At 65.7% G+C, this 11,610-nt stretch carries 9 protein-coding genes; 3 read left to right on the plus strand and 6 right to left on the minus strand.

The genetic code is table 11. The features are described 5' to 3' along the window. The first annotated feature begins 176 nt into the window (after positions 1 to 176). Positions 177 to 1,223, plus strand: coding sequence for a uroporphyrinogen decarboxylase (gene hemE, locus ACE103_RS33810; protein ID WP_223969501.1), 1,047 nt, complete (start codon positions 177 to 179; stop codon positions 1,221 to 1,223). A 130-nt stretch (positions 1,224 to 1,353) separates the two neighbouring features. Here the strand turns inward: hemE and ACE103_RS33815 are convergent, their stop codons facing one another. From ACE103_RS33815 to ACE103_RS33825, 3 genes are read right to left on the minus strand one after another with little or no spacing between them, the layout of a single operon-like run. Continuing rightward, the gene (locus ACE103_RS33815) at positions 1,354 to 2,967 is read right to left on the minus strand and encodes a GMC family oxidoreductase (protein ID WP_375776545.1); all 1,614 of its coding nucleotides are present in this window, start codon (positions 2,965 to 2,967) and stop codon (positions 1,354 to 1,356) included. 59 nt (positions 2,968 to 3,026) lie between these two features. After that, positions 3,027 to 4,592, minus strand: a complete 1,566-nt coding sequence (locus ACE103_RS33820; RefSeq protein ID WP_375776546.1) for a bifunctional 3-(3-hydroxy-phenyl)propionate/3-hydroxycinnamic acid hydroxylase — start codon at positions 4,590 to 4,592, stop codon at positions 3,027 to 3,029. 37 nt (positions 4,593 to 4,629) lie between these two features. Beyond that, positions 4,630 to 5,625 carry a VOC family protein gene (locus ACE103_RS33825; RefSeq protein WP_375776547.1) on the minus strand — a complete coding sequence of 332 codons (996 nt, stop codon included), beginning with the start codon at positions 5,623 to 5,625 and terminating at the stop codon, positions 4,630 to 4,632. Positions 5,626 to 5,911: 286 nt separating this feature from the next. On the opposite strand from ACE103_RS33825, the gene ACE103_RS33830 reads away from it, so the two are divergent. After that, entirely contained in the window at positions 5,912 to 7,873 is a 1,962-nt protein-coding gene (locus tag ACE103_RS33830; protein ID WP_375781239.1) for a putative bifunctional diguanylate cyclase/phosphodiesterase, read from the plus strand. Between the two features lie 15 nt (positions 7,874 to 7,888). Here ACE103_RS33830 and ACE103_RS33835 read toward each other — a convergent pair whose 3' ends face one another. The 3 genes from ACE103_RS33835 to ACE103_RS33845 are packed head-to-tail and all read right to left on the minus strand — an operon-like array spanning position 7,889 to position 10,686. After that, a complete protein-coding gene (locus ACE103_RS33835; protein ID WP_375776548.1) occupies positions 7,889 to 8,869 on the minus strand; it encodes a PDR/VanB family oxidoreductase in 981 nt (326 codons plus the stop codon). Positions 8,870 to 8,881: 12 nt separating this feature from the next. After that, a complete protein-coding gene (locus tag ACE103_RS33840; protein ID WP_375776549.1) occupies positions 8,882 to 9,628 on the minus strand; it encodes a GntR family transcriptional regulator in 747 nt (248 codons plus the stop codon). 8 nt (positions 9,629 to 9,636) lie between these two features. Next, positions 9,637 to 10,686, minus strand: a complete 1,050-nt coding sequence (locus ACE103_RS33845) for an aromatic ring-hydroxylating dioxygenase subunit alpha (RefSeq protein ID WP_223969508.1) — start codon at positions 10,684 to 10,686, stop codon at positions 9,637 to 9,639. Between the two features lie 191 nt (positions 10,687 to 10,877). On the opposite strand from ACE103_RS33845, the gene ACE103_RS33850 reads away from it, so the two are divergent. Then, the gene (locus ACE103_RS33850; RefSeq protein ID WP_223969509.1) at positions 10,878 to 11,591 is read left to right on the plus strand and encodes a GntR family transcriptional regulator; all 714 of its coding nucleotides are present in this window, start codon (positions 10,878 to 10,880) and stop codon (positions 11,589 to 11,591) included. Positions 11,592 to 11,610: the final 19 nt, after the last annotated feature.

Consider the following 11,610-nt stretch of genomic DNA (forward strand, 5'->3'; position numbering starts at 1 on the left):
CGACGACGCGGTTGCATGGCGCTGACCGGATCGGAGGCCAGGAAGGTATCCTCCAGCCCCGCCGTGCAACGCGCCTCCGCAAACCGGGGTTCCAGAACCGCCTTGAGTATCGCCTTGGCCCATTGCGCCGCAGCGTGTATCAGGGGCCAAATTTGACCGTGATCAGGAACTTTCGCGTGCCCCAGGATCCCACCAAGAAGCCGCTCATCGACCTCCTGTCGGGCCACCGGCAGGCCGTACCGCCGCTCTGGATGATGCGGCAGGCCGGCCGCTATCTGCCGGAATATCGCGAGCTGCGCGCCAAGGCCGGCGGCTTCCTCGATCTCTGCTTCACGCCCGAGTTCGCCACCGAGATCACGCTGCAGCCGATCCGCAGGTTCAACTTCGACGCCGCGATCATCTTCTCCGACATCCTGGTGATCCCCTACGCGCTCGGCCGCTCGGTGCGCTTCGAGGCCGGCGAAGGGCCGCGGCTCGATCCGCTGGCAACCCCCGGCGAGATCGCGACGCTGGCAACCGAGGCCAATTTCGACCAGCTCGAGCCGGTCTTTGAAACCCTGCGCCGCGTTCGGCGCGAGCTTGCGCCCGAGATCACGCTGATCGGCTTCTGCGGCGCGCCATGGACGGTTGCGACCTATATGGTCGCCGGACAGGGCACGCCGGACCAGGCCCCCGCGCGCATGCTTGCCTATCGCCATCCGGACGCTTTCGCCAAAATCATCGACGTCCTGGTCGAGAACTCGATCCACTATCTCGTCGGCCAGCTCAAGGCCGGCGCCGACTGCCTGCAGATCTTCGACACCTGGGCCGGCGTGCTGCCGCCGCGCGAGTTCGCCCGCTGGTCGATCGAGCCGACCCGGCGCATCGTTGCCGGGGTGCGCAAGCAGGTCCCCGGTGCCCGGATCATCGGCTTTCCGCGCGGCGCGGCAGGCATGCTGCCGGCCTATGTCGAGCAAACCGGCGTCGATGCCGTCTCGATCGACTGGGCCGCGGAGCCGTCGATGATCCGCGAGCGCGTCCAGAGCCGCGTCGCGGTGCAGGGCAATCTCGATCCGCTGGCCCTGATTGCCGGCGGCGCCGCGCTCGACCGCGCAGTCGACGATGTGCTGGAGAATTTCGGCAAGGGGCGACTGATCTTCAACCTCGGTCACGGCATCCTGCAGGAGACCCCGATCGCCCATGTCGAGCAGATGGTCGCACGGGTGCGCGCGTATAAGGGGTGAGGGCCGGTAGCCGTTCACCGTCACCCTGAGGTGGCCGCTTCTTCAGCGGCCCTCGAAGGGTCGACGGCCCATCTGTGGCCGTGCATCCTTCGAGACGCGCTACGCGCTCCTCAGGATGACGGATCACATCTTACCTTGCATCCTCCAAAATCATATCCGACGCCTTCTCCGCGATCATGATCGTCGGCGCGTTGGTATTGCCCGACATCAGGTCCGGCATCACCGACGCATCGACCACGCGCAGGCCCTCGACACCGCGCACCTTGAGCCTGTTGTCGACGACCGCGAGCGCATCGTTGCCCATCCGGCAGGTCGAGGTCGGATGATAGACCGTGCTGCCGGTACGGCGGCAGAAATCGAGCAGGTCGTCGTCGCTGACCACCTTGGCGCCGGGATCGACTTCGCCGACCGAGTATGATTTCAGCGCTGGCGCGGCCAGGATCTTGCGCAGGATGCGGATGCCGTCGATGAAGGCGCGGCGATCGGTCTCGGTCGCCAGGTAGTTGATGCGGATTTCCGGCGGCACGCCCGGGTCCGCGCTCCGGATCTTCAACGAGCCGCGGCTCTCCGGGCGCAGCTGGCAGACCGACGCCGTGAAGCCCGAGAACGGATGCAGCTTCTCGCCCATCTTGTCGGTCGAGAACGGCAGGAAGTGGATCTGGATGTCCGGTGACGCCAGCCGCGGACTGGTCTTGAAGAATGCACCCGACGTGCCGGCCGCAATCGTCAACGGCCCCTTGCGCAACGCCGCGTAGCGCAGGCCGGCCATGACGCGGCGCACCGGATTGTTGATGACGTCGTTCAGCGTGACGCTCTGGGCGCAGCGCGTGACGATGCGCACCTGCATGTGATCCTGCAGATCGTTGCCGACGCCGGGCGCATCGAGCAGAACCTCGATGCCGTGCTGCTTCAACAGATCGGCGGGGCCGATGCCGGAGAGCTGCAGCAATTGCGGCGAGTTGTACGCGCCGCTCGACACCAGCACCTCCTTGCGCGCCTTGGCCGTGCGCAACTGCCCGTTCTGCCGGTACGCGACGCCGCTCGCGCGTTTGCCGTCGAACAGGACGCGCTGCGCTAGTGCCGACGTCTCGACATGCAGATTGCCGCGCGTCAGCGCCGGCCGCAGATAGGACCGCGCCGTCGAGGCGCGCCGGCCGCGCCGCGTCGTGGTCTGGAAGAAGCCCGCGCCCTCCTGGGTCGCGCCGTTGAAATCCGGATTGGTCGGGATGCCGACCTCGGCCGCGGCATGCACGAAGGCTTCCGACAGCGGATCGTGATGCCGCCAGTCCGACACCGGCAGCGGACCGCCGGCGCCGTGATATTTGTCGCCGCCGCGCTGCTGATCCTCCGCCTTCCTGAAGTAGGGCAGCACGTCGTCGAAACCCCAGCCGGCATTGCCGCGCTGCCGCCAGCGGTCATAGTCCTCGTGCTGGCCACGCACATAGAGCAGGCCGTTGATCGAGCTGGAGCCGCCGAGCACTTTTCCACGCGGCTGAAACACCTGGCGTCCGTTCAGGCCGGGCTCAGGCTCGGTCTGGTACATCCAGTTGACGGATTTTTCCTTGAACAGCTTGCCGTAGCCGAGCGGGACATGGATCCAGATGTTGGTGTCCTTCGGCCCGGCCTCGAGCAGCAGCACCGAATGCTTGCCGTCGGCGCTCAGGCGGTTGGCGAGCACGCAGCCGGCCGAGCCGGCGCCGACGATCACGTAATCAAATTCGGCCACATCATTGTTGTTGTTCACTGGTTTCCCCCGGAATTTCTTTCTTCCGGTGGTACAGACAAAGCGCTGGCTTGAAAAGGCTAGTGCCCTGCGCTGAGGTTCTGGAGCAGTTGCCCGACGAGCATATTGAGCTCGCCGGCGGTGCCGGCGGCTCCGAAGACGTAACGGTCGGGCCGCACGATGACCGCCGCGGCGCCATGTTGCTGCATCCAGTCGGCGAACAACCCGTCGCGCTCGACCACGCTCAGAATGCCGTTGGTATCGCTGCTTTCACCTGACGCGGTGACGACGACGCGCTCGCCGGCGAGATGCTGCCAGGCGGCACGGGACGCGTCCGACAGCCACGCCAGCGGCTCCGCGGTAGCCGTCACGATCGCAAATTCCGGCTTCAGCAAATCGTCGAGCCGGCACGTGCGCCCGTCCGGTGCCCGCACATGCGGCTGCACGAACAGCCGTCCGGCAAGAACTGCACCGGGCGCGATCAGGCCGGAGACGAGATCGGGGATGAATTTCTGCCTGATGGTTTCGGCCTTGCCGGCCTTCAGGTCGGCGCGCAGCTGGACGTCGCGTTCGGCGGCAACCGCCGGATCGAGTTCACCGATGATCTTGCCGAACTCCTTGGCGCTGGCGACGACGGCGCGGACATGCGGCTTGCGCTCGATCTCGTAACTGTCGAGCAGCGTCTCGTCGGCGTCGCCACGGAGAACCAGCCTCAGCTTCCAGGCAAGGTTCACGGCATCGCGGATGCCGGCGCACAGCCCCTGGCCGAGGAACGGCGGCGTCTGGTGCACGGCATCGCCCATCAGGAGCACGCGGCGGTCGCGCCAGCGCTGCCCAAGCAGCGCGTGGAAGCGATAGACCGCCGAGCGCCAGATCGTGAGGTCGGAAATATCGGTGAAGCCCTTCAGCAGCGTCACGACGTTGTCGGGTGCGCCGAACGCCTCGGGATCCTCGCCCGGCAACAGCTTGATCTCCCAGCGCTGCAGATTACGCGGCCCCGGCACGAAGGTGCCGGGACGCGACGGCCAGCAGTACTGAAAACTCCTGGCCGGCCGCTTGGTGGGGTCGCTGGTCAGCGTATCCACCACCATCCACCATTCATCGAAGGCGAGGTCGTCGAGGCCGATGCCGAGCTGCTTGCGCACAAAACTGTTGGCGCCGTCGCAGCCGATCAGATAGCGCGCGTGGATCGGGAACTCGTCGCCTCGCTCGCGCCGCGCCGACAACGTCACCGCGCGCTCGTCCTGCTCGAGCGCCACGCCGGCGGTTGCGAGAAAAACGTCGACCTGCGGATATTGGACAAGCTTGTCGCGCAGCGCTTGCTCGACATCCGGCTGCACAAACGTGACGTTCGGAATCCAGCCGAGCGGATACGGCGGCGGCATCGGGTCGAAGATCTTGATGATCTCGCCGTCAACGCCGAGATAATGCGAGCCGTTATGCGGGGCGATCGCCTGCTCCATGAAATCGCCGAGCCCGATCGCCTGCAGCACGCGCAGCGCCTCGTGGTCGAGCGTGATCGCGCGCGGCTTGTCGTAGATGTCGGCAGTGCGCTCGACGACCGCGACGCTCAGGCCGGCTTTCGCGAGCAGGTTGGCGAAGATGGCGCCTACCGGCCCGAGGCCGACGATGGCCGCGTCATACAAGGGATCATGCCCGGGTTTCGCTGCTGGCAATGACATGCTACTTCGCGAGGTAACTCTCGAGCGTCAACGGCCTCGGCTTCATTTGCGGCTCGCGGATCGCAACACCTTCGAACGGCGTCGCCTCCTCGAACCAGGCCTGCCGCGCGGGCAGGCCCCACGGGAACGAGATCTTGTGATCAGACGGGTCCCAGCCGATCGGCTCGTTCTCGATGTCCATGATCTGATAGTGCGTGTTGAACAGCTCGACCCGGTGCCCGTCGGGATCGCGCATGTAAACATACATCGCATGCCCCGGCCCGTGCCGCCCGGGTCCGCGTTCGACGGCCGCGCCATAGCCGAGCTCGCCGGCGAGATCGCAGGCGTTCAGCAGATGATGGACCTCGGGCGCGAGGAACGCGAAATGATGCAGCCGCGGTCCCGCACCGTTGAAGAACACGATGTCGTGCGGGTTGCCCTTGCGCTGCAGGAACACGCCGCGCAGGTCGAACGTGCCGGCGGGCGCGATGTACTCACTGAGCCGAAAGCCGGCCGCAGTGTAGAACTCGCACGCCTTGCGCACCTCCGGCGTCAGCACCTGGTAATGATCGAGCCGCAGCGCCGAGCCGCCGGCATGGCGGGTGAATTTGGTGATCATGCGCGGCTCGACCGGCATGGTCGCGCAGAACTCGAGCGGCGTGCCGGCCGGATCGGTCGCCCGCAGCGTGCGGCCCTGGTAGGACACCTCGGCCCAGGCGGCCGCGCAGCCATGCGCTTCGAAGAAGGCCTTGAGCCGGTCGAGGTCATCATCCCTGAACACCCGCAGGCCGAGCCGCGCGCAGACGGCGTCTCCGCCCTTGCGCAACACAAGGCTGTGATGACAGGCCTCCTCGACGCCGCGGAAATAGAGCGCATCGCCCTCCTCCGCGGTCAGGATTAGCCCGATCACCTCCTCATAGAACCGCCGGCTCGCTGCGAGGTCACGGACCGTCAGCACGACGTGGCTGGCCCGCGTGATCCGAAACCCGGGATCATGGTTCGTGATCGGGAGGCTCATGCGCACCTTCTGGTTCTTGCCGTTCGCGGGAACTCAAGTCATTGCGAAAAACCGGCGGAGGATCAAGCCGCGTGGCGCTGGGCAATATCTGCCGGTCCGTGACACCCGTCACGCATTTCTATCGATTTGTTAGCAATGCCTGCCGGCGGGAACCAAAACGTGAGCCCGCCGCGGCACGGTTCGTTCCAATAGTTCATAGTTTGTCAAAGGTTTGCAGAGAATTCTTGGTCCCTGCGCATGGTCAAACCACGCAGGCGACGTGGTGACGCGCAGGCAATGTAGTGAGATGCGTATCGATCTCAGATCATATTTCGCGGCCTTGTTCGCGGGTGACCTCGCGGCCTTCGGCGCACCACCGACCGACGAAGCGCTTGCCGGCCACATCCGCGCCGAGCAGGTTTCGCTCGTGCTCGGCTATTCCTTCGGCATCATGCTGGCCAACGCCTGCAACGCGCTGGTGCTGGCAGCTGCACTGTGGCAATCGCCGGATTGGGCCTTCGCGCTGGTGTGGGCCACCGCCGTGAGCAGCGCGGCGCTGTTCTTCGGCCTGCAAGCGCGTGCATCGCGCCGCATCGCCAAGCCGCAATTCGTATCGCGCCGAACCATGTACCGGCTGGTGCGTAATGCGCTGGCGCTCGGTGCCGCCTGGGGTGTCGTCCCGGTCGCCTTCTTTGCGAACGCATCGAGCGGCGCACAATTGGTGATCACCTGTCTCTGCGCCGGCATGCTGGCCGGCGGCGCCTTCGCTTTCTCCACCATCCCGATCGCCGCGATCGCCTTTACCGCGCCGATCTTCGTCGGCACCGCAATCTGCCTCGGCAGGGACGGCGACTTCATCTATCTCCTGATGGCCATCCTTGTTCTGGTCTACGGCTCCGTGCTGCTGCGCGGCGTCTTCCTCAACGCATTCGAGTTCAGGCGCCGCATCATCGCCCAGCACGAGGCCGAACGGACGGTGCGGCAGGATCCGCTGACGCATCTGCCGAACCGCGTCGCCTTCAACGAGGCGCTCAATGGCGCGCTGAGCCGGCTGGAGCGCTCGGGCGAGGAATTCGCGGTGCTGCTGCTAGATCTCGATCGCCTCAAGGAGATCAACGACAGGTTCGGCCATCCGGCAGGCGACGAGCTCCTGGTGCAGCTTGCGGCCCGGTTGCAGCGCTGCACGCGCGCGGCCGAACATGTCGCACGGATCGGCGGCGACGAGTTCGCGCTGATCATGTCCAATTTGACGCGGGCCGAGGATGCGCTCGCGATCGCCGAGCGGTTCGTCGCGGCATTCGCCGATCCGTTTGCGATCGACGGGTTCGAAATCACCAGCGCCATCAGCATCGGCATCGTGCTCGCGCCGCGGGACGGCAACACGTCCCACGAACTGCTCAAGCATGTCGACATCGCGCTTTACCGGGCGAAGAAATCCGGTCCCGGCACGATCTGCTTCTTCGAGGCCAGCGACGACCAGTCGGCTCGGGACCGCCGCGCCCTGCAGCGCGACCTGGAACAGGCGATCGAGGCGGACCAGCTGTTTCTGGTCTACCAGCCGTTCCTCGACATCCGCAAAGGCCGCGTCACCGGCTTCGAGGCGCTGTTGCGCTGGCAGCATCCGACGCGTGGTCTGGTGCCGCCAAGCGTCTTCATTCCGATCGCCGAGGAGAGCGGACTGATCCACCAACTCGGCGAGTGGGTGATCCGTCGCGCCTGCACGATGCTGTCACGCTGGCCTGACGACATCAGGATCGCGGTGAATTTCTCCGCGGTCCAGTTCCAGAACGTCGGCATCCTGCAGACCATCGTCGAGGCGCTTGCCGAGGCCAATGTCGCGCCGAACCGGCTGGAGATCGAGATCACCGAATCGATGCTGATCTCGAAATACGGATCGGCAGCCGCGATCCTGAACGGGCTGCTCGAGCTCGGCCTGACGGTCGCGCTCGACGATTTCGGCACCGGCTTCTCGTCGCTGACCTATCTGCGCAAGCTGCCGTTCAGCCGCATCAAGATCGATCAATCCTTCATCCGGGACATGCTGACCCAGCCGGATTGCGCCGCGATCGTCAAATCGGTGATCGGCCTCGCGCAGGACCTGCAGATCGGCGTCGTGGCCGAAGGCGTCGAGACCGCCGATCAGCTCGAGTATCTGCGCCAGACCAGCTGCGACGAGGTGCAGGGCTATTTGATCGGCCGGCCGATGTCGGGCAGCGATATCTCCGCGCTGCTCGATCGTAATCCGCAGCACTCGGTGCACGCGGCGTAGCGCCGATCGGGCGCATCACGGCACGTCGGCGCGATGCAGGGTGTCGACCGTGATGGTGCCGCGGGCACGCGAGACGCACGCGCAGATCTTGCCGCTCGCCTGCTTCTGGTGATCGCTGAAGAAGACGTCGCGATGGTCGATCTCGCCGTCGACAGCGACCACGTCAATCGCGCAGACGCCGCATTCGCCGCGCCGGCAGTCGCTCATCACCTCATGGCCGGCTTCGTTGAGCACGTCCAGCATCGAGCGGTCGCGCGGGATCACGAACTCGGTCCCTTCACCCCTGAGCCGCACGCGGAACGCCTCGGTCGGCAGCAGCCCGCTCGATCCAAAGGTCTCGTAACGCAGATCGGTCATCGCCCGGCCGGACGCTTCCCACGCGCGCCGCGCCGCATCCAGCATCCGCATCGGGCCGCAGAACAACGTCATCGTATCCTGCGGTAGCCTTACGAAGACGCTGTCGAGGTCGAGCCGTCTGCCCTCGTCACCGGCATGGACGATGAGGCGGTCGCCGAGCAGACGCTCGAGCGTGTCGAGATAGGCCGCATCGCCGCGCGTGCGCACAGCATAGTGCAAGGTCACGCCGGCATCGCGGCGGACCAGCGCCGCGGCCGCACCGACGATCGGCGTGATGCCGACGCCGCCTGCGACCAGGCAGAATTGCCGCCGCGTCCAGTCGAGCTGCACCAGCGAGGCGGGCTGCGTGATGGTGAGCCGCGCCCCCGGCGCAAGCGACCACATATAGCGCGAGCCGCCGCGGGAATCCGCTGCGTGCCGCACCGCGATCCGGAAACCTTGCGTATCGACTTCGCCGACCAGCGAGTAGGACCGGGTCTGCGGCTGGCCGTCGATGGTGACGCCGACATCGATGTGGCTGCCGACGGGATAGGGCGCACCGGTGAAATCGTCCGGCCGCAGCAGGAATTCGCGAATGCCGGGCGTGAGGTCGCGCACAGCGCGCAGCGTGGCTGACGTCCAGGTGTCAATGAATCGCATGGTACGCTCCGTTCAGCCGGCCGTGACCAGCGCCAGCGCCGGCAGCAGATCGAGGTGCGTGCGGTTGCGCAGCGCCAGCCGCAGATTGCGAGCCGCAAGCCGGGCATGCTCGCGCATGATCGCCTCGGCCCGCGCGCCCTCGCGGTTCTCGATGGCATCGACCACCACGCGATGGTGGTCCTGCGCGATCAGCAGGATCTGGCGCGCCTCGGGTAAGGCCGATTGCGCCATCACGAAGCCGCTCGGCGAGGCGAACGGCAGCGCCGAGGCGCGGTCGATCTGCCGGATCAGCGGCGGACTGCGCGACAGCTCGGTGAGCAGCGCGTGGAAGCGCGCATTGAGCGCGACATAGGACGAAAACGCTTCGACGGAGATGGGATCCTGCCGCACCAGGCCGTCGATCTCGTTGAGACACTCCTTCAACGGTTCGAGATCGCGGGACGACACGCCGCGCTCGGCGGCAAAGCGCGCGGCAAGCCCTTCCAGCGTGCCGCGCAGCTCGATCGAATCGAGAATGTCGCGCTCGGAAAACGCCTTGACCATGAAGCCGCCGGACGGGATCGCCTCCAGCAGGCCTTCCTCCTCCAGCCGGACCAGCGCCATACGCACCGGCGTGCGCGACACCCCGGTGATCTCGACCGCCTGCAGCTCCGAGATGCGCTCGCCCGGCCGCAGCCGGCCCGAGAGAACCAGGTCGCGCAACGCGAGCTGCGCCCGCACGGTGTGCGATACTGAGCGATCGGCTTCGCGTTCCGCCATGGCCCGGCCTACTCCGCCGCCTGCAACTGCTGCGGCGGAGTTTCCTTCGCCACCATGCGGTCGACGACGCGCCGCGCCCACATCGCGCCGGCATCGATGTTGAGATTGTAGAACACACGGTCCGGATTCTCGTCCATCGCGCGCTGCTGCGCCTCCAGGATGATCTCGTCCTCGTGGAAGATGCCGGCGACGCCGTCGCGGATTTCGCTCGTGAGGCGCTGCTCGGTGATGCGGTGATTGCGGACGAAGGCCCAGAAATAGTGGCAGGTCTTCTCGGTCTCCGGCGTGATGGTGTTGAGCACATAGCCGTTGACGCCCTGCGAGCGATCGCCCTCCGGCGCGCCCGATCCGGCCGGGGCGACGCCGACGTCGATGTTGACGGTGCACGGCGCCTCGAAGCGGATGATCTGCCAGCGGTCGACCGGACCCGGCTTCTGTAGTTGTTTGGCCCAGAACGGCGGCGCCTCGATGCCCCTCATCCAGCGCGTGACGGTGACGGTCTTCTCGCCATGGGTGACGTCGAACGGCGCTTCGGCGACCGCATCATTGCCGATGCTCGAGCCGTGCACGAAGGTCTCGTGGGTCAGGTCCATCAGATTGTCGACGACCAGGCGGTAATCGCATTTGACGTGAATGGTCTTGCCGTCGCCGGCCCATGCCGGATCGTGATTCCAGTGCATGTCGGGCACCAGCGCGGGATCGGCGAGCGCGGGATCGCCCATCCAGAGCCAGATGAAACGATGGCGTTCGACGACCGGATAGGCGCGCACGCAGGCCGACGGATTGATGGTTTCCTGCGAGGGCATGAAGGTGCAGCGGCCCTGAGCATTGTATTTCAGGCCATGATAGCCGCAGACCACGGTATCGCCGTCGAGCCGGCCCTTGGAGAGCGGCACGAGGCGATGCCAACAGGCATCTTCGAGCGCCACGACCTCGCCATCGCCCTTCCGGTACATCACGACGTGCCTGCCGCAGATCGTCCGCGGCAACAGTGCGTGCTTGATCTCGGCATCCCAACCGGCCGCGTACCACGCGTTCATTGGGAAGGGTTTTGGCACGCGATCCTCCGTCCTTTGAATTCATTATGTATACATTATCTTCAGGATATCGGCAATTCGCACTGAAAATCGATCATAAATTCCCTATACTAGTATACATACCAGAAAAAATTGATTGGATTTCCGAAAAAATCGATTTTCGATTGACGGTAATACGGCCGTCAGCCAGTCTATCGCGCATGAATATCGGGTTGAGTTTTCGCGAGGGCTTGTCCGGCGAAGGGCCGCGAAGCCTGACATCGGCGGTTCAGGAGCGGCTGCGGGCCGACATCCTTTCGACCCGGCTGCTTCCGGGCCAGAAGCTGCACATCGCCGGCCTCGCCAAGCAGTTTTCGGTCAGCCTTGCCGCCGTCCGCGAGGCGTTGTCACGATTGGTGGCTGACGGTCTGGTGCAAGCCTCCGACCAGCGCGGCTTTCGCGTCTGCCCGGTCTCGCTCGCCGATCTCGCCGACGTCACGCAAACCCGGATCGACATCGAGGGACTCGCGATCCGGCGCTCGATCGAGCGCGGCGACAATGCCTGGCTCGCCTCGGTCGCGGCCGCCTGGGAATCGCTCAAGGCCGTTCCCCATCGCTACCCTGACGATCCAACCGTGCACTACGAGGAATGGGTGGTCCGTCATCGCATCTTCCATCGCGCGCTGGTCAACGCCTGCGGTTCGCAATGGCTGCTCGGCTTCCGCGACGTGCTGCATGAGCAGAGCGAGCGCTATCGGCGGCTTTCGATCCGCCGCGAGGTCGGCAGGGCGCGCGATGTCGAGGCCGAGCACGCCGCGATTGTAGACGCCGTTCTGGCGCGCGATGCGGATGCAGCAGTTCGCGCATTGTCAAAGCACTTTGGCATCACCAAGGAATTCGTCGAGCTCGCCGCTCCGCGTATTGCGGAGGTCAACGGCAAGACCTGACCCCGCGGCACGAAACGCG

This window comes from Bradyrhizobium sp. ma5, assembly GCF_042258955.1.
In the GTDB taxonomy this organism is placed as follows: Bacteria; Pseudomonadota; Alphaproteobacteria; order Rhizobiales; family Xanthobacteraceae; genus Bradyrhizobium.